This is a genomic window from Mycolicibacterium xanthum, from assembly GCF_019710635.1.
Classification (GTDB): domain Bacteria; phylum Actinomycetota; class Actinomycetes; order Mycobacteriales; family Mycobacteriaceae; genus Mycobacterium; species Mycobacterium xanthum.
On sequence record NZ_JAIFZS010000023.1, the window covers coordinates 43,844 to 62,628 of the forward strand.

Genomic DNA, 18,785 nt, shown 5'->3' on the forward strand with positions numbered 1-18,785 from the left:
AAGGCTGTGGATTCGGCTTCAGCTGGTGGTCAGCGGGGTTGGCCTGGCGGTGGCCGCGCCGGGTGTTTCTTGGAGCAACAGTTCTCGAGCGTCGCTGCGGCGCAGCTTGCCTGAAGCGGTCTTCGGCAAGGTTCCGGCGGGGAACAATCGAACCTCACGCGGGGCATATCCAACATGGCGGTTCACCCTCGCGATGATGTCGCGGCTGATACGCAGGCGCACGTCCTGCCGGTCCACGTCATGCACTTCGGCGAGTACCGCGAAACCCTCTCGCTCGGCGTCGACACGCAGTGCGATCACACAGCCCGTGCGCACGCCGTCGACCATTTCGGCGGCACGCTCGATGTCATGGGGATACAGATTCGTCCCGGCCACCACGATCAGGTCCTTGGTGCGGCCGCACACGTAGATCCGGCCCTCCTCATCGAGGTATCCCAGGTCTCCGGTATCCAACCAGCCATCTTGCCCGGCGAGCGCAACGACCCCTTCCGCCGTGAGATAGCTGCCGGCGACCGCAGGGCCGCGAAGTTCGATGGCACCGATCTCTCTGGGCCCCCGCGCCGTTCCGTCACGGACGATGCGCACGTCCATGCCCGCGACCGCTGGTCCGACCGACACGACGTGCTGCGCGTTCGCCGAGTCATCCGTAACCGGCTGCGCGCAGTGCGCCTCCATGAGGGCCTGCCGGGAGACCGAGTCGACCCTCAGCTGTTCTTGCGAAGTCCCGATCGACACCAGCAGGGTGGCCTCGGCGAGCCCATAAGCGGGCGTCAATGCACTGGGTCGCAGGCCGAAGCGGGCGCCAACGGTGGCGAAGTTCACCAGATCGCTCTTGTTGATGGGTTCGGCTCCATTCACCGCGACCCGCAGCGATGAGAGGTCGATATCGGTGGGTTCGGCCCGCTGCAGGACACGGGCCAGCACGGAGTACGCGAAGTTGGGGCCCGAGGTGATGGTCGCACGGTGCCTGCTGATCAACTCGGCCCATACGAGTGGTCGGCGCAGGAACTGGTCCGCCGTGACGATGACGGTGTCCATACCGACCTGCATGGGGAACTGTACGAAGCCGATCATGCCCATGTCGTGAGAGAGCGGCAGCCAGCTGGCCATCACATCCCGATCGGTGTCGATCTCCAGCCGATCGCGCACTGCGACGCTGTGCGCGAAGAGATTGGCGTGACTGATCTCGACGGCTTTCGGCACGCCTGTTGACCCGGATGTCAGCTGGCGCAACGCGATATCCCCTTCGTCGGCCTCGTCGGCGTCGGCGGGCTCGATCGGGTTGGCGCCGCGCAGCGATTCGACCGTGCAAACGGCGATGTCGTGGGCCAGCAGGTGATCCCGCATCAGCAAGAAGGGCTCCGCGACGACGACAACGTCTGCATGGATCATCAGGATCGCCCGCACGGTGTCGTCCAGCCACACCGCCAGGTCGGTGCGGGGTGTCGGTTGCTGAAGCATCGTCAGCGCGGCGCGGCGCAGCCACACTGCCTGCGCGAGCGGTGCGACATCCGCTGCATCAGTAGCCAGCACCGCGACCGAGCCGTGGCGGCCGACTCCCCTGGCGGCCAGGCCGCCGGCCATCCTTTTGGCTTGGTCGTGGACTTCGCTCCAGCTCAAACGTATGGGATCCGCAATGGTGCCGGCGGTCAGGCCGTGCGGCGACGATGCCGCAGACCCGAGGATCTCGCGGGTCACGATGCTCATCGGATCAGCTCCTGCGCGATCTCCGCACCCGGTGCCGCCAGAGCCGGGCGCAACCGATGACGCTGACCTGCGGTCAGCGTGGTGGAAGCACAGCAATCGGTGGGCGTCATCCGGTCACGCCGGCCCTATCCAACCACTGCGCCACGAAGTCGACCAGATCGCCGACGCTTCGAATCTTCGGCAGCACCTCGGCGACGGTGATGTGCTCGAGTTCGGGATATTCCGCCCGCAGCCGATCAATGAGTCGAAGTTGCAGCAACGAGTCGTATCCCAAGTCTTCAGCAAGCCGGCTGGAACGGCCGAGCTTGGCGACCGGATAGCCGCCGACATCGGCGATCAACGCCAGTACCGCTTCCTCTCGGCCGGCCGGCGCCGGCGCGCGCTGCTCTGGCTCGGCGACGGGTGTGACAATGGGGGGCTGAGCCGTCGGCGGCGCAGCGGCGACCCCACCGTCCAACCAGAACCGAGTGGAGTTGTCGAAGACGTACGGTGGAATCCGCTGCAGCGGTTCAGCCGGGGCGCCATAGCACGGCGACAAGTCGAACGAGTACCCATCGCGCAGCATCGCCGCAGCTGCAGCCAGCAGCTCTGTTCCGTCTGAATCCGGCCCGCCGCACAGTGGTAGCAACCGGATCTGCGACGGCAGTCCACACTGCACGGCCAGGGCCAGCAGCGTCGAACGCGGGCCGGCCTCAACGACATAGCCAGCATTTCCAGCATTCCGGGCAGCCTGTACTGCGTCGAAAAATCTTACTGGTGAACAGATCTGGTTGACCCAGTAGTCGCAGTCCATTTCGTGGCCCTCGACCTCTCTGCCGAGCACGGTGGAGAAGAGCGAGAACTCCGAGGGGCCCGGAACAAGGCCTGACAACTCACGCCGGAATGGCGCCACGATGGGCTCCATCAGCGGCGAGTGAAAGGCATGGGACACCCTGAGGTTCCGCGCCCGTCCGCCCTGTTCGCAGACCGCGGCACGGACACGCGCCACCGCGTCGGCGGCACCCGAGATGGCCACCGAGCGTGGCCCGTTGACGGCTGCGATCGCGCACTCCGGCTCGGCTGCGACCAGCCCCTCAGCCTGCTCGACATCGAGGTCGACCGCGATCATCGCCCCACCGGGGGGCAAGGAGCCGATCAGACGTCCCCTGATTGCGATGAGCCTCGCCGCATCGTCGAGGGACAACACGCCCGCCAGACAGGCGGCGGCGACCTCGCCGACACTGTGGCCGACGCCGAAGGCCGGACGGATCCCGCTCTGCAGCAGTGTCTTTCCCAGCGCGTAGGACACCGCGAACAGCGCCGGCTGCGCGAAGCTGGTGTGATGCAGGCGGGGATCGTCGCCGAACATGACCGCGCGAAGGTCCGATGACAGATGGGGGTCGAGGGCGGCCGTCACGGCATCCAGATGTTCGCGGTAGCTGGGATTGGCGTCGTAGAGCGGCCGCGTCATGCCCGGATACTGGGTCCCTTGCCCCGAGCACAAGATCCCCACTGCGGCGGGAACCTTGCTCATCGGGGCGGACGATGCCAGCTCGGCCCGCGCGCCGGCGAGAAACTCACGCAACCCATCGACCAATTCGGCGCGGTCACCTTCCAGCACAACGCGACACCGATGCGATCGCTTCACGACGTTGGTGGTGTGGCACCAGGACGCCAGCCGTGGCTCGTCGATGGTCGGCAGCACGGTGGCGATCGACGCAACGTTGCGGCGCAAGGCCTGCTCGGAGGGCGCCGACAGGGTCAGGACACCGGTCCTACCCGGATGAGGTGCTGCCGCGACCGGCGCGGACTCCAGCACCGCGTGCGCGTTGCTGCCGCCGAGTCCGAATGAGCTCACCGCTCCCAATGCGCCATTGGCAGGCAATCTCTGCGGACTCTCGGCCAGACGCAGCCCGTGCGCGTCCAGCCGCAATCTCGGATTGGCCCGGTTGCCGAACACCGTCTGCGGCAGCGTGCGATGGTGCAGCGCCAGGCATGCCTTGATGAACGACGCAATCCCCGCGCAGCCCTCGGTGTGCCCGATGTTTCCCTTGACCGAACCCAGCAGGCATGGCTCGCTGCGCCGCGTCTTATGAATATCGCCCAGTGCGTTGGCCTCGATCATGTCGCCGAGAATCGTTCCGGTACCGTGTGCTTCCACGAAGTCGATCTGTCCGGCCTCGAGTTCTGCAAGGTCGAGCGCGCGGCGCATCAGATTCACCTGGGATTGCCGGTTCGGGGCAGTGATCCCATTGCTGCGGCCGTCGTGGTTGGCGACCGAACTCTTCACGACGGCGTAGATCGGCTGGCCGTCGGCAACGGCGTCGTCCAGTCGACGCAGCACCACCGCGGCCACGCCCTCACCCCGGCCGATGCCGTCGGCGCACTGCCCGAATGGTTTGCAGCGACCATCCGGCGCGGAAAGCCCGGCCTGGGTGTAGAAGATCGAAAGCGCCGGTGTCAGAAGCAGATTCGCACCAGCAGCGATGACAGTCTCGGATTCCCCGGACGCCAGGGCGGCACAGGCTTGGTGCACGGCCATCAGTGATGACGAGCAGGCGGAATCGATGGCCATGCTCGGTCCGGTGAGGTTCAGGTGGTATGAGATGCGGTTTGCCGTCATGAAGTAGCCGCTGCCCGTACCACGGAATACCGTGATCCCGGCGAAGTCGAGAATCTGACGGATGCCCCACTCGCTGGACATCATGCCGACGAAGACCCCGGTTGACGTGCCGGCCAGCGACCGCGGATCAATTCCGCCGTCTTCGAGTGCGCGCCATGATGCCTGCAGCAGTAGTCGCTGCTGCGGGTCGAGCGCCGCCGCCTCGATCGGCGCTATGCCGAAGAAGTCGTTGTCGAATGCGTCCACTTCGTCGATGAAATGGGCGCGTCGGGTGTTCATCGATCCGGCGACGCTGTCGGAGCGATAGTAGGCGTCGATGTTCCAGCGCTGCGAAGGCACTTCGGTGTCGGTGACGACGCCGTCCATGAGTAGTCGCCAGTACGCCTCCTTGTCGGGTGCACCCGGGAAGCGGCAGTCGATGCCGACCACGGCGATCGGTATCACGGCACCGCTCGCTCGGCGAGAAGATATGCGGCAATGGCCTCGATGGTCGGGTAGTCCCAGACGATGGTGGTTTCGACGTCGAATCCCTTCTCGTCCAGTAGGTCCACGCACAACGCCAGGCCGGAGGCGGAGTCGATCCCACAGTCGGCCAACGGCTTGTCGATGTCGATCACGCCCGGAGGAACGTTGACATATCCGGCGACCTTGATGGTCAGCCAGTCGACAAGTTCCTGATACTCCGAAGCGTGAGCGGTCATGGGACTCTCACATCCGGATCGCTGGTCGGCCCATCACGGCGTCACCGCCTCGTAGACAGCTGCCCCCACCGAAGAGATCCGCCGGCGCACGAAACCCTCCACCATCGCCCCGAACCGCGCACCGCCCGCGAGCGCCGCGCACCCGATCAGCGGCAGACCGACCACGATGGCGATCGTCAATCCGAGCACGAACGTTGCCAAGCTGACGGCCTGCGCAATCGTGCCGTATCGCTGAGCCGATCGAACGGTTTCACCCCACCGCCGAAACACCGTCCCGGCAAGGAGGTCGCCGGCAGCAAGGGTGGGAACAATGGGGGCCGCGTCTTGCGGGCACCGCCCCGATTCGCCCATCCGGCGCCCCACATCCCCGATCCGAGCCAGTTCCGCGTCACCGATCCCGGCTCTCCCGAACCACAGGAAAGGTTCGCGACGGCCGGTCAGCAGCCAGCGCAGCGTGGTCACCAATGTCGTCGCCTGCAGCCGCGTGTCGGTCGCGGCGATCACCCCGACGTGTCGCGCGCCCGCGGAGCGCAGCAGCGCGGACACCTCGATTGCCGCCGAGTACCACATGTTGCGGCAGGCGACCAGCGAAACGACCGACCGGTTGCAGACCACCTCGGGATGCGCTTTCAGCAGTGACCGGATGGGCAGCGAGGGTGCCAGGTACCACACCTGATAGGCCAGGATCACCAATTGCCCTGGTTCGGTACCGAAACCGCCCGCCGGCTCGATGAGATCCACCAGCGACTCCGGATCCACCGCTGCGGGGAACACCCCAAAGAATCGCCGGATCGGCCACGGGAACGGGAACTCGACGCGTGGTTTCACCGGCACCCACCGGATGTCCCACCCCTGGGCGAGCAGAGGAGCGGTCAATGCCTCGGCGACCTCGCGCAGCTGCCCGGTCTGCGAATACCAGTACACCACCGCGCGAGGGTGAGGCTGGTCGGCCGAGACGGCATCCGGCGCAGTGGTCATGGCTGGGCATCCGAGACCGAATCCGCCGTCACTGCGGTCAGATGCATGAACGAGACGACGAAACGCCCCGACTCCGGGACCATGCACAACAGCGTGTCGCCGTCCCTGATCAGGCCCTCCGTCATCATCTCGTCGAGGATGACGAAAATGGCTGCGCTGCCGATGTTTCCGACTCTCGTCAGGTTGCTGTACCAGATCTCCGGACCGCCGGCGGGGACGCCGCGCCGAGTGAATTCGCCCAACATCATGGACTTCATCCGTTCGCTCGAATAATGCGCGGGAAACCAGGTCACTGTCTCCGGGTCGAACTTGCCCATCGCGAGCAGACGCTCGTACTCGTCGATTCCAACGCGGACCAAGTGGGGCAGCAGGGAGAGCTTCTGCCGAAGAGCGAACGCACCGTCGGCGGCGGCGGCCGCAGTGCTCGGGTAGTCGCCCCAGGTCTTCTCGCACGCATTGTCGTTGCTGCCGAAGAACATGCACGCCTTCTCGGTGTTCGCGAACGACGTCAGCGAGATCCAGTCGACGCGAAGGCTGACCCCCGATGTCGCGGGCGCGCTCTCGACCACCACGGCACCCGCGCCATCGGAGAGCATGTAGCGCAAGAACGCGGTTTCCATCGGCAGCGACCCGTCGTCGTCGATCGCTCTCATTTCCTCGTAACGGGTGCTCTTGAACCCCCGAGACGCCAACTCGCTGGCCACGCAGATCGCGTTGCGTTTCTCGCCGATCGCCACCTGAAGATAGGCGGTCTTCATCGCCATCATCCCGCAACTGCAGATACCGTGCGCGGTCGCGATCTCGAGCGGACCGTAGCCCAACTCGCCGTGCACCATGCTGGCGTGGCCGGGGCCCATCACGTCCGGCATCGTCGTCGCCGCCGAGAGCAGTTCGACGTCGTCGGGGCCCAGCCCGGCGCGCTCGGCAGCGTTGCGGACCGCAGCAGCCGCCATCGCCGCATTCGACACCACGGTTCGCTGACTTTTGTCGATCGCGTAGTGGCGCGTCTTGATCCCGCAGTTCGTCAGGATCAGGTCCTTGAGATCCGAGGACGCGTGTCCCGCTTTTCCTATGTAGTCCTCGATTTCATCGTTGGGCACCGGGTAGCCGGGAAGAAACGAGCCGGTTGCCGTGATGTACGCACTCATGCCGATCTGGCTCCGATGGTCTAGTCGTCAACGAGGTGCTCAGCCGTAGGCCACTGCGCTCGGTTCAAGAAGACGAACTTCTTGAAATCGGAAAATGTGCGGACCCCGGCGATGCGCTCATCGTCGAGCGGGAGGCCGTACTTGGTCGACAGAATGTCGCCGATGGCGAGAACTCCGAGCGAATCCAGCCCCAGATCGGCAAGCGTGGATTCATCGGTGATTTCATCGGCGTCGACACCGTAGTGCGCGTGCAGGTACCCGATGATGTCACGTTCGACATCGTTTGCTAATGACATGACAGTCGCCACATCCTTCCCGCTAGACCCTTTGCCCGAACACGCTCACCACTGACGGCGTCTCGCGGGCTGCGAAAGGACCCGCTGAGCGGAACCGGGGGACTCAGCGCGTTGGGCAGTCGATCTGGGTTTGTCATCACGCAGACCTCCTCCTCAGTGATACGAACCAACAGCATGGTTGGTTCACCGCGGAGGCTACGGGCAGAAGCCGGTGTGCATCGCGCAGGCGATCACAACATCAGACGATACGCCGGTTCGTGTTGCTGGCGAAACGAGTCAGCGGCGGCCACATCCACTGATCTCGACCGACCAGACCGCACCCGCCTCGTGCTGCCCGATCCGCACCCTGCGACCCACCACGATGGCGCCGGCGGAGGCCCGCTCAATGGGGTCCGCGGTGCCTGCACACGCGGTAACCTTGGTGCGGATCTCACCGACGGATACCGGCGGGCACTGAACGGGGCCGATCCCCCGTTAGCCGCGTCCAGTCGGGAAGGACCGCGTCCAGCCGGGAAGGACGTAGCCATGGACCAGCGGACCGCCCCACCGACTTTTCCCACTCCTCCGGTTCCACTGGTGCGCGCACTCGAACGCGTCCGACACTATCTCTACCGCCTCAATCAAAAGCTCGTCCCGGCCCCGCTGGCCATGACCGAACTGATCATGGGTCACATGCCGCCGCAAGCCATCGCGGCGGCCGCCGAACTGCGGTTGGCCGACGCACTCGCCGATGGGCCACTGCCCGGAGACGAATTGGCCCGCCGCGTCGGCGCGAACCCTGCGGCGCTGGCGCGGCTGCTGCGAGCGCTGATCAGTCGCGGCATCTTCCGCGAGCTGCGCGATGGCCGCTATGCGCTGACTCCGCTGGCCGGCACATTGCGCTCGGACGCACCCGTTTCGTTGGCAAGCTGGGCGCGGTTTTACGGCTCACCAGAGTATCGCGAATTCTGGTCGTTGCTGGTAGACGCGGTGCGGACCGGGCAGTCGGTCGTCCCGTCGCTGAAAGGCACCGACCCTTTCTCCTACCTGGCCGAGAACCCTAAGCTGGCCGCGCTGTTCAACGACGGCATGACGGCCATCTCCGAGGTGACGGCGGCGTCCATCGTGGCGGCCTACGACTTCGGCAGGTTTCCGGTCATCGTCGATGTCGGAGGCGGACAGGGCCGACTGCTCGCGGCGATCCTTGCTGCCACGCCGAGCGCCCACGGCGTGCTCTATGACCTGCCCAATGTCGTCACCGGTGCGCCGGCAGTGCTCGAGCGGGATGGCGTCAATGACCGGGTGCGCATCGAGGGCGGCTCGTTCTTCGCCAGCGTGCCCGCCGGCGGCGATGCCTACGTTCTTCAAAGGGTCATCCATGATTGGGACGATGAAGCTGCGCAAACGATCCTGCGCAACATCGCGGCAGCGGCACCCGATCAGGCCACGCTGTTGCTGGTTGAGATGGTGATTCCCCGACATCACCGCGAGTTCGCCGGCAATTGGGCCGACCTGGACATGCTGGTCCTTGCCGAAGGCCGTGAGCGTACCGCAGAGCAGCATCGTGAACTATTGCGGCGCAGTGGCTTTCACCTAACGCGAATTATCGAGACGGCCTTGCCTTTCTGCATAATCGAGGCCTCACCCATCAAGCGGGATGCCTGACACGCGGGGGTTGATCTGCCCCGCAGGGACGCCGATCGGGATCAGTCGCTGTGGGAATGACGCCCTCGCCGGGCGGCACCTCGGCGCCGCATCCACCGACCTCTGCAAGCCGGGCGCCGGCGCTCGTCGGGCGTGCAAACGCCCGTACAGCCGAGCGTCCCACGGTTCGACAAAGCGCTGAGCGATGACCGACGACCAGATTGTCATCGTGGGCGGCGGTTCGACCGGTTGCACCCTTGCCCTGCACCTGGCCCGACGAGGCATATCCTCCATCGTCCTCGAGCGTCGGGAGGAACCCCTGGTCCATCCCGCCGCCCACGTGATCAACGCGCGCTCCCTGGAGATCTGGCATCAGGCATCACCCGCACTGACGGAGGAGCTTCTTGCACTCGCGACACCTACCGAGAAGTTGGGAAGCATCCGCTGGTGCTGCGGGTTGGCTCACGAGCCACTGGGTGAGATCGATGTGGCGGCGGACCCTCAACTACAGGAGCGGCTACGCACCTACAGTCCGTTTCTGATATCCCACATTGGGCAGCATCTGCTCATGCCGGTCTTCTGGGCGGCGCTCGAACGCGAACCACTGGTGAATTTTCGGCGCGGTACGTCGGTCGAGCGAGTCTGCGAGAGGGCCGGCCGCATGGTCGTCGACATCCGCCCTCGGTCAAGGCCGGCCGAGCGCCTCAGTGCCCGCTACGTGGTCGCAGCGGATGGGGCGAACAGCACCGTCCGCGAACGTGCCGGCATCGCGATGCAAGGCAGGGTCCTGACCCACATCGGCAGCGTGTTCTTCCATGCCCCCCGGCTGTTTGCCGCCGACACCCCCAGGCCACTGCTGGCTTGGATATACCAGCCGCGGTTTTGTGGCGCGCTTGTCTCGCATGCCGCCGATCACTACGTGTTGATGACGCCATACCTCCACCGGGACCAAGCGGTTGCCCGGGACAGCGACGCGTACTGGAACCGCGTGCTCCCCGAAGTCTTGGGCATGGGCCAGGGCTTCACCGTCCGCTCCACCGGCACGTGGACGATGACCTCGCAGATCGCAAGCCGCTTTCGGCGCGGGCAACTGCTACTCGCGGGCGACGCCGCCCACCGGTTCCCGCCGGCAGGCGGTTTCGGTCTGAACAGCGGCGTGCAAGATGCGCAGAACCTGGCCTGGAAAATCGCAGCGATCATCGACGCACAGGCGGATGACGCCTTGCTCGATACCTATGATCCCGAGCGGCGACCAGTCGTTGAGCGGTTCGCCCGGCAGAGCGTCAAGAACTTCTTCCGCCTCGACGAGGTCACCGCTCCACTTGGCATCACCAACCGGGCGATCTGCAAGGCGACCGAGGCCGTCGGCCAGCCGCCCCTCTCCTGGGTGCCGGGACGGCTCTTGGGATCGGCCTGTGACCGGGCGACGCGGCTGCAGACCAGGCGCACCAAGGTGCTACTGGCCGGAGGGGCCCGCGGCCGGCGCCTTCGTGCACAGATTTCGGCCACCATCCCGGGCCAACTCGAACACTTCGTGTTCCAGGGGCTCGAATTCGGCTATATGTATCGGGGCCCACTGATCGCACCCGGGCCCGACGACAATCCGCTCGAGCAGTCCGACATCGTTACGTACCGCCCCACCACAAGGCCCGGGGCACGACTGCCGCACGCCTACGTGCTTCACGAGGGTCGGCGGGTACCGGTTCACGACATACTCTGCCCCGCCGGGCTCACCCTCCTCACCTCGAGCGCAGTGCAATGGCGCGCTGCGCTGCGCACGCAGCGACACTCGGCCGCACTGCCCGTCTTGATCACCTGCCTTACCGCCGCGGACCCGCACGATCAGGGTGAACTGCTCGCGCTGTTCGAGGTCGGTCATCGAGGCGCCGTCCTGGTACGTCCCGACGGCCATGTCGCATGGCGAACCACCAAACCCGCCCCCGAGGGGAGTTCCGACCTCAACCGATTTCTCGAGGAGCGATGGCTGCCCTACTGGCAGCGGACGCAACAGCGACACGTCTGATGTTTCGAGCGACCGGCGGACGGCGTACGTTCGCCCGGCAGGCACCGGCGAGTGGCGAATTAGCGAGCGGCGCCGAACGCGGCAGCCCAAGCATCCCGTTGACTTGAGCCCCGCCGGGTTGGCAGATGCAGTGTGTGGCAGGTACAGGATTCGAACCTGTGTAGGCGTAAGCCGACGGATTTACAGTCCGCTCCCATTGGCCGCTCGGGCAACCTGCCTGGGTGAAGCGTGCGCTGCTAAGCGCGCACAGCAGGATACAACGAAGCCCCACCCCGGACACAAACCGGCGGGTGGGGGGCGGTGTGCACCGCTGTTCTCCGGGCGACGAAGATGGGGTCAGGCACGTACACCAGCAGGGAGGAACGAGACCAATGGCGGATTCATCGTTCGACGTCGTCAGCAAGGTCGACCGGCAGGAGGTCGACAACGCGCTGAACCAGGCGGCCAAGGAACTGTCCACCCGCTTCGACTTCCGCGGCACCGACACCACCATCGCCTGGAAGGGCGAGGAGGCCATCGAGATCGTCTCCTCGACCGAGGAACGGGTGAAGGCCGCCGTCGACGTGTTCAAGGAGAAGCTGGTCCGCCGGGACATCTCGATGAAGGCCTTCGACGCCGGCGACCCGCAGGCCAGCGGCAAGACCTACAAGGTGACCGGCAGCCTCAAGCAGGGCATCAGCAGTGAGGAAGCCAAGAAGATCACCAAGATCATCCGCGACGAGGGCCCCAAGGGCGTCAAGGCGCAGATCCAGGGCGAGGAGATCCGGGTCAGCTCCAAGAAGCGCGACGACCTGCAGGCCGTCATCGCGCTGCTCAAGGGCGCCGACCTCGACGTCGCGCTGCAGTTCGTCAACTACCGCTGAGCGCCCACCCCGCCGAATCCGAGGTCGTATCCGAAACCGCCCAGAACTGCGCAGCTTCTTCAGTTTCGGCGGGCCGGCGCCGCGTGGCACCGGGCTGACCAAACCCGCCCTGGGGCGCAGGCCAGCGACCTAATGTGATCGGCATGGCACCTGCGCAACGCGAACCCAAGGTCGTCGTCCTGGGCGGCGGATCCTGGGGCACCACGGTGGCCTCCATCTGCGCCCGCCGGGGGCCGACCCTGCAGTGGGTGCGTTCGGAGGAGACCGCCGCCGACATCAACGACAACCACCGCAACACCAAGTACCTCGGCAACGAGGTCGAGCTCGCGCACAGCCTGCGCGCGACGACGGACTTCTCCGAGGCCGCCGAGTGCGCCGACGTGATCGTGATGGGGGTGCCGTCGCACGGATTCCGCGCGGTGCTCACCGAGCTGGCCACCCAGCTGCGGCCGTGGGTGCCGGTGGTGTCGCTGGTCAAGGGCCTCGAGCAGGGCACCAACTACCGGATGAGCGAGATCGTCGACGAGGTCCTGCCCGGGCACCCGGCCGGCATCCTGGCCGGGCCGAACATCGCCCGCGAGGTGGCCGAGGGCTATGCCGCGGCGGCGGTGCTGGCCATGCCCGACCAGCATCTGGCGGCCAACCTGGCCCAGTTGTTCCGCACCAAGCGTTTCCGGACCTACAACACCGACGACGTGGTCGGCGTGGAGATGGCGGGCGCACTGAAGAACGTGTACGCGATCGCCGTCGGCATGGGGTATTCGCTGGGCATCGGCGAGAACACCCGCGCCATGGTGATGTCCCGCGCGGTGCGCGAGATGTCCAAGATGGGTGAGGCGGTGGGTGGCAACCGGGACACCTTCGCCGGGCTGGCGGGCATGGGCGATCTGATCGTCACCTGCACCAGCCAGCGCAGCCGCAACCGGCACGTCGGCGAACAGCTGGGTGCAGGCAAGCCGATCGAGGAGATCACCGGGTCGATGAACCAGGTCGCCGAGGGCGTCAAAGCCGCCAGCGTGATCATGGAGTTCGCCGACAAGTACGGCCTCCCGATGCCGATCGCCCGCGAGGTCGACGGCGTCGTCAACCACGGCTCGACCGTCGAAGACGCCTACCGCGGCCTGGTGGCCGACCGGCCCGGGCACGAGGTGTACGGCTCGGGCTTCTGAGCCGTCGTCAGTTGAAGTACGGGGTCGTCAGTTGAAGTACGGGTTGGTGCCCTCCGGGCGTTCCAACAGCGGGTTCACCTGGTTGACGACCCAGGTGGCCGTCGGGCTGATCACGAAGCCGGCCTGGTTTCGGCTGTCCACGCAGGCCAGTGTCGCGCCGTCGCCGCCGCAGCTGACCGTGCCGTAGCTCATCCGGGTGTTCGGCGGCAGCGGGTTGACCGGGCCGTCGTACATCGGCTTGGGGGCGGCGAAGAAGCCGGGAACCCCGCCCGAGATGCCGCTGATCATGTTCGCGTTCTGCGGTGCGCCGGGCAGCGGGCCGTTGCAGCCGTAGCCACCGGAGCGCTGCATCATGCAGGTCACCCCGGCGGAGGTGAACGCGTACGCGGAGCCGTCGTACACCGCGAAGTCGGCCGGGCTGACCGGCGGCAGGGCGTTGACGTTCGGCGGCGGGGGCGGCGGAGGCGGTGCGGGTTGCGCCGCGGCGAGACCCGGCGTGACGAGGGCGACGCCGGCCGCGGCGATGCACGCGGCTGCGGCGAGGATTCTGCTCAGCACGATCACAGCCTAGATGTCGTCAAAAGGGCCGGCAGTGTTTCACCTGCGAGGCCGGCACCGCTCGCCGAAACCTCGTTCCCCGCGAAAAATCCGGCGTCGGGGCAGCGTGGAACACAGTTTCGGCGATTTCCGGGCACAGTTTCGGCGATTTCCGGGGCGAGCGGAACCGGGTCAGTACTGGCCGGGACCGCGGCCGGCCATCGCCTCCAGCCTGGCGATCCGCTCGGCCATCGGCGGGTGCGTGGAGAACAGCTTGCCGATCTTCTCGCCGGCCCGGAACGGGTTGGCGATCATCAGGTGGGCCTGGTCGGCCAGCTGCGGCTCGGGCGGCAGCGGGGCCCGCTCGACCCCGGAGCTGATCTTGCGCAGCGCGCTGGCCAGCGCCAGCGGGTCACCGGTCAGCTCCGCGCCGGACTGATCGGCCTGGTACTCCCGCGACCGCGACACCGCCAGCCGGATCACCGTCGCGGCGATCGGGCCGAGCAGCGAAACCAGAAGGATCGCAAACGGATTCATACCCCCCTCGCGGTTCCCCCCGAACATGCTCGCGAAGAACGCGAGGTTGGCCAGCGCGGTGATCACCGAGGCCATCGCGCCTGCCACACAGGAGATCAGGATGTCCCGGTTGTACACGTGCGACAGCTCGTGGCCGAGCACCGCACGCAGCTCACGCTCGTTGAGAAGCTGCAGGATGCCCGTCGTGCAGCACACCGCGGCGTTGCGCGGGTTGCGGCCGGTGGCGAACGCGTTGGGTGCGGCGGTGTCGCTGATGTAGAGCCGCGGCATCGGCTGGCGGGCCGTGGTGGCCAGTTCGCGCACGATCTTGTACATCACCGGCGCCTGCATCTCGTTCACCGGCTGGGCGTGCATCGCCCGCAGAGCGAGCTTGTCGCTGTTGAAGTAGACGTAGGCGTTCATGCCGACGGCGAACAGCACCGCCAGGAACATGATGTTGCGCCCGAACATGGCGCCGACACCGACGATCAGACCCGAGAACACCACCAGCAACAGGAACGTTTTCACCCTGTTGGCATGCGGATGCCACGTCATCGTCGTTTCCTCCTCGCAAGCCGTCGACCCGCCGAACCTGCATGAGTCGTCGGTGGTGTAACGCCCGAGGCCGCCACGCGGGTTCCTGCCGACTCCGACCGGCTCAGCCGTGCCGATTGACCGTGTAGTCGACCAGCGTTGCCATCGCCTGCCGTCCCGGGCCGTCGGGCAGCGCGGCCAGTTCCTGCTGGGCCTGCCTGGCGTAGTCGCTGACGATGTCCTTGGCCTTGCGGATGCCCTGGGAGGCGCGCAGCAGCCGCAGCGCCTCGGCGACGTCGCCGTCGTCCTCGACCGGGCCGGCCAGCAGTTCCCGCAGCCGGTCGGCGTCCGGCCCCGTCTCGCGCAGCGCGTAGAGCACCGGCAGCGTGTGCACGCCCTCCCGCAGGTCGGTGCCGGGCACCTTGCCCGACTCGTCGGGGTCGCTGTCGATGTCGATGATGTCGTCGGAGATCTGGAATGCGGTCCCGACGATGCCGCCGAGCCGGTGCAGCCGCTCGATCTGCGCGTCGTCGGCACCGGAGAACGTCGCCCCGAACCGCCCCGAGGCGGCGATCAGGCAGGCCGTCTTCTCGTAGACCACCTTGAGGTAATGGTCCACCGAGTCGACCTGGTCGGCGGCCCCGCGCGTCTCCCGCATCTGGCCGGTGACCAGCAGCGCAAACGTGTCGGCGATGATCCGGACCGCCTCCGGGCCCAGCTGCGACACCAACCTCGATGCCGTGGCGAACAGATAGTCACCGGCCAGGATCGCGATGTTGTTGCTCCACCGGGCGTTGGCGCTGGGCGCACCGCGGCGCACCTGGGCCTCGTCCATCACGTCGTCGTGGTACAGCGTGGCCAGGTGCACCAGCTCGATCACCGCCCCGGCGACGGTGACCTGCCACGCGTCCGGTTCCGGGCCCAGCTGCGCCGAGAGCACCGTGAACAGCGGCCGGAAACGTTTGCCACCGGCCTGGAACAGGTGCTGGACCGCTTCTGACATCAGAACGTCGGCTTTGCCCAGCTCATCGGACATGAGCGCCTCGATACGGGCCACGCCGTCACGGACATCCTGGGCGAACCCGGGGTCCCCGAAATCCACGCCCGCCACCACGCTCGCCGGTGTCCTCACACTGCCAACATACTGGGAACCATGGACGGTACGACGGGCGGAGCGACGACACCGGGCGCGGCGGGCGCCGATGTGGTCGTCGTCGGGGCCGGACCCGCGGGTTCGTCGGCGGCGGCCTGGGCGGCGCGCGCCGGCTACGACGTGCTGGTGGTCGACTCCGCACAGTTCCCGCGCGACAAGGCGTGCGGCGACGGGCTGACGCCACGCGCGATCGCCGAGTTGCGACGGCTCGGTCTGGACACCTGGCTGGGTGGCCACATCGCCCACCACGGTTTGCGGATGTCGGGCTTCGGCGCCGATGTCGAGGTTCCGTGGCCCGGCCCGTCGTTCCCGCCGACGAGCAGCGCGGTGCCGCGAACCGAGCTCGACGAGCGCATCCGGCTGGTCGCCGTCGACGACGGCGCGAAGATGCTGCTCGGCGCCAAAGCCGCTGATGTCCAGCGTGATTCGTCCGGCCGGGTGTCGGGTGTGGTGCTCGACTCGGGCGCGGTCGTGCGGTGTGCGCACCTGATCGTCGCCGACGGCGCGCGCTCGACGCTGGGCCGGGTGCTGGGCAGACAGTGGCACCGCGAGACGGTCTACGGGGTGGCCATCCGCGGCTACATCGCCACGCCGCGCAGCGACGAGCCGTGGATCACCTCGCACCTGGAGTTGCGCTCACCGGCCGGTGCGGTGCTGCCCGGCTACGGCTGGATCTTCCCGCTCGGGAACGGCGAGGTGAACATCGGCGTCGGGGCACTGGCGACGTCGAAACGGCCCGCCGACGCGGCGCTGCGCCCGCTGCTGAACTACTACACGGACCTGCGCCGCCGGGAATGGGACTTCGACGGGCAGCCCCGCGCCGGGCTGTCGGCGCTGCTGCCGATGGGCGGCGCGGTGTCCGGGGTGGCCGGGCCGAACTGGATGCTGATCGGCGACGCCGCGGCGTGTGTGAACCCGCTCAACGGCGAGGGCATCGACTACGGGCTGGAGACCGGCCGGTTGGCGGTCTCATTGCTGGGCAGCGGCGACTACTCGCAGTCCTGGCCGGCTCTGCTGCACGCGCACTACGCGCGCGGGTTCTCGGTTGCGCGCCGGCTGGCGCTGCTGCTGACGTTCCCGCGGTTTCTGCCGTCAACCGGCCCGTTGGCGATGCGTTCGGCCGCGGTGATGAAGCTCGCGGTGCGGGTCATGGGCAACTTCGTCACCGACGAGGACGAGGACATGGTGGCCCGGGCCTGGCGGGGCGCGGGCCGGCTGTCGGCCCGCATCGACGCCCGCCGCCCATTCACCTGACCTCCCTCTGTCCGGCCTGTTCGGCGAGCGAGCGTGTTTGTGCGGCGGCGCGCCGCGATTGCTGTGCATCAGCGCGCGCTCGCGGAAGGTCCGGGCCGGGCGCGGCCCGGGTCAGCCCAGCGAGTGGGCGAAGCCGCTGACGTCGCGGATGCTGGCCTCGAACACGTCGGGCATCGCGGCCCCGAACAGCAGGTCGCCGCCGTGACAGGTACCTGCCACCACCCGACCGACCGCGGGCACGCCCGCCCGCAACAACCTCCGGTAATACTGCAGGCCCTCATCGCGCAGCGGATCCAGCTCGTTGACCGAGATCACATGCGGCGGAAGGCCACCGAGCTCCTCGTCGGTAGCGACCGCAGCCCAGCAGGCGGCGTCTTCGGCGTGGCTGCCGTCGGGATCGTAGAGCGAACCGAGCAGGCCGAGTTGCACCCGGTCGACGAAGTAGCCGTCATTCTCCTCCAGTGACGGCAGGTCGTCACACTGCTCGAGCCAACGGTTGGAGATGAACGGGCACTGCGCATAGAACCCGGCGATCTCGTCGATCCATCCGTCTCGTCTGGCCTTGTGCGCCAATGCCAGCGTGAGGTTCCCACCACCGGACTCGCCGGACACGATGAGGTGGCTGATGCCGAGTTCGCCACGATGGGCGCTGGCCCACCGGGCCGCCGATGAACAATCATCCAGCCCGGCCGGATACGGGTGCGGGCCCAATTTGCCACTGGAATTACGGAATTCGACCCCGATGACGATGAGCCCGGTCGCGGCCAGGTGCTCGCGCAGCCGGATGTACCCGAGGTCGGCCGCGCTTCCGATCGCCATCCCGCCGCCGTGCAGGTGCACCACCGCGGGCCGGGCACCGGCAGCTCCGACCGGCCTGCTGATGAACACGGTGATGTCGTTGCCGTCCACGCCGGTGATCGTCGTGATGTCCGTCGCCACGCCGTCGGGCACCGGCACCCCCTGGGCCAGCGCCTCGAAGATCGCGGCCATCCCCTCCTCGCTCATGCCGGCGAAGGCATGCCGGTCGGCCAGCGGCGCGTCGACGGCGATCTCGATCGGGGGCGTTCGCCCGTCGAGGCCGAAGCGGGCGAAAACCTCCACCATGCGGGGGTCGGCGCGCGGGTCGGTGCCCAGCGTGGCGTCGGGGTCGGCATGGCGTCCATTCAACATGGCCGTGACGCTAACCCCCGCCGGTGTGCACGCGGGGTGCTTTCGCCGAGCGCGGACGCGCCCGAAATGCCGCGACGGGCGGCGTGTCGGCGTACAAACCCGCGCGCTAATGGGTCTTGATCGGTGTTTCGTTGCCGGGTTTGGAGGCCTTGTCGCGCGACGCTGATTGTGAGCGGCTGGTCGGTGAGTACTTGCGCGCGCTGGACCTCGAGTCCTATGGCGAGATCGTGCCCCGGCCGGTTGTGGGTTCACCGTAAGTGCTGAAGGGATGTCGTGCCGGAGGTCGAGCACTATCCATTAGGTCGCTACTGGGTGTCCTCAGCTCGTCGTGTCAGCTCACCCAAGAACCGGAAAGGCGATGAGAGTGCATGATTTTCGTAGGAGACGACTGGGCCGACGATCACCACGACGTGTGGGTCATGGATGAGCGGGGAAAACGCCTGACCCATGCTCGGGTGCCCGAGGGCTGGGACGGAATCGCGGCTTTCCATCAGCTGGTGGGCCGCTACGC

General features: G+C 67.1%; 15 protein-coding genes, 1 tRNA gene and 1 pseudogene. 6 read left to right on the forward strand and 11 right to left on the reverse strand.

The window, feature by feature from the left end; genetic code table 11:
• Window positions 1-18 precede the first annotated feature (18 nt).
• The 6 genes from JDV09_RS11215 to JDV09_RS11240 all read right to left on the reverse strand — a co-directional run bounded on the left by JDV09_RS11215 (window position 19) and on the right by JDV09_RS11240 (window position 7,444).
• Window positions 19-1,707: a fatty acyl-AMP ligase gene (locus JDV09_RS11215; protein ID WP_221369202.1), complete on the reverse strand. Its 1,689-nt coding sequence runs from the start codon at window positions 1,705-1,707 to the stop codon at window positions 19-21.
• A gap of 106 nt (window positions 1,708-1,813) precedes the next feature.
• Entirely contained in the window at window positions 1,814-4,753 is a 2,940-nt protein-coding gene (locus JDV09_RS11220) for a type I polyketide synthase (RefSeq protein ID WP_221369203.1), read from the reverse strand.
• Window positions 4,750-5,010, reverse strand: coding sequence for an acyl carrier protein (locus JDV09_RS11225; RefSeq protein WP_221369204.1), 261 nt, complete (start codon window positions 5,008-5,010; stop codon window positions 4,750-4,752). The genes JDV09_RS11220 and JDV09_RS11225 overlap by 4 nt, the downstream gene beginning before the upstream one ends.
• Before the next feature lie 33 nt (window positions 5,011-5,043).
• Window positions 5,044-5,988: a hypothetical protein gene (locus JDV09_RS11230; protein WP_221369205.1), complete on the reverse strand. Its 945-nt coding sequence runs from the start codon at window positions 5,986-5,988 to the stop codon at window positions 5,044-5,046.
• On the reverse strand, window positions 5,985-7,136 hold the full coding sequence (locus tag JDV09_RS11235; RefSeq protein ID WP_255605191.1) for a 3-oxoacyl-ACP synthase: 1,152 nt from the start codon (window positions 7,134-7,136) through the stop codon (window positions 5,985-5,987). The genes JDV09_RS11230 and JDV09_RS11235 overlap by 4 nt, the downstream gene beginning before the upstream one ends.
• Before the next feature lie 20 nt (window positions 7,137-7,156).
• On the reverse strand, window positions 7,157-7,444 hold the full coding sequence (locus JDV09_RS11240) for an acyl carrier protein (RefSeq protein WP_221369206.1): 288 nt from the start codon (window positions 7,442-7,444) through the stop codon (window positions 7,157-7,159).
• Between the two features lie 513 nt (window positions 7,445-7,957).
• On the opposite strand from JDV09_RS11240, the gene JDV09_RS11245 reads away from it, so the two are divergent.
• Both JDV09_RS11245 and JDV09_RS11250 read left to right on the forward strand, forming a co-directional pair.
• Window positions 7,958-9,076 (forward strand): methyltransferase, encoded by a 1,119-nt coding sequence (locus JDV09_RS11245; RefSeq protein WP_221369207.1) that lies wholly within the window; start codon window positions 7,958-7,960, stop codon window positions 9,074-9,076.
• Between the two features lie 184 nt (window positions 9,077-9,260).
• Complete coding sequence (locus JDV09_RS11250; protein ID WP_221369208.1) at window positions 9,261-11,078, forward strand: FAD-dependent oxidoreductase; 1,818 nt, start codon at window positions 9,261-9,263, stop codon at window positions 11,076-11,078.
• A 135-nt stretch (window positions 11,079-11,213) separates the two neighbouring features.
• On the opposite strand, the gene JDV09_RS11255 is transcribed toward JDV09_RS11250, so the two are convergent.
• Window positions 11,214-11,296: transfer RNA gene (locus JDV09_RS11255), tRNA-Tyr, on the reverse strand.
• A 153-nt stretch (window positions 11,297-11,449) separates the two neighbouring features.
• Between JDV09_RS11255 and JDV09_RS11260 the strand changes: the two genes are divergently transcribed.
• Window positions 11,450-11,941, forward strand: coding sequence for a YajQ family cyclic di-GMP-binding protein (locus JDV09_RS11260; protein ID WP_221369209.1), 492 nt, complete (start codon window positions 11,450-11,452; stop codon window positions 11,939-11,941).
• A 143-nt stretch (window positions 11,942-12,084) separates the two neighbouring features.
• Window positions 12,085-13,110, forward strand: coding sequence for an NAD(P)H-dependent glycerol-3-phosphate dehydrogenase (locus JDV09_RS11265; protein ID WP_221369210.1), 1,026 nt, complete (start codon window positions 12,085-12,087; stop codon window positions 13,108-13,110).
• Window positions 13,111-13,137: 27 nt separating this feature from the next.
• Here JDV09_RS11265 and JDV09_RS11270 read toward each other — a convergent pair whose 3' ends face one another.
• The 3 genes from JDV09_RS11270 to grcC1 form a co-directional block, all read right to left on the reverse strand.
• The gene (locus JDV09_RS11270) at window positions 13,138-13,671 is read right to left on the reverse strand and encodes a hypothetical protein (RefSeq protein ID WP_221369221.1); all 534 of its coding nucleotides are present in this window, start codon (window positions 13,669-13,671) and stop codon (window positions 13,138-13,140) included.
• A gap of 168 nt (window positions 13,672-13,839) precedes the next feature.
• Window positions 13,840-14,718: a zinc metalloprotease HtpX gene (gene htpX, locus JDV09_RS11275; RefSeq protein ID WP_221369211.1), complete on the reverse strand. Its 879-nt coding sequence runs from the start codon at window positions 14,716-14,718 to the stop codon at window positions 13,840-13,842.
• Window positions 14,719-14,821: 103 nt separating this feature from the next.
• Entirely contained in the window at window positions 14,822-15,829 is a 1,008-nt protein-coding gene (gene grcC1 / locus JDV09_RS11280) for a nonaprenyl/(2E,6E)-farnesyl/geranylgeranyl diphosphat synthase (RefSeq protein ID WP_221369212.1), read from the reverse strand.
• 21 nt (window positions 15,830-15,850) lie between these two features.
• Here grcC1 and menJ point away from each other — a divergent pair, with 21 nt between their 5' ends.
• Window positions 15,851-17,104, forward strand: a complete 1,254-nt coding sequence (gene menJ, locus JDV09_RS11285) for a menaquinone reductase MenJ (RefSeq protein ID WP_221369213.1) — start codon at window positions 15,851-15,853, stop codon at window positions 17,102-17,104.
• A 111-nt stretch (window positions 17,105-17,215) separates the two neighbouring features.
• Here menJ and JDV09_RS11290 read toward each other — a convergent pair whose 3' ends face one another.
• Entirely contained in the window at window positions 17,216-18,274 is a 1,059-nt protein-coding gene (locus JDV09_RS11290; RefSeq protein ID WP_221369214.1) for an alpha/beta hydrolase fold domain-containing protein, read from the reverse strand.
• A 368-nt stretch (window positions 18,275-18,642) separates the two neighbouring features.
• Between JDV09_RS11290 and JDV09_RS26765 the strand changes: the two are divergent.
• A pseudogene (locus JDV09_RS26765) lies at window positions 18,643-18,785 on the forward strand (IS110 family transposase); the annotation flags it as partial.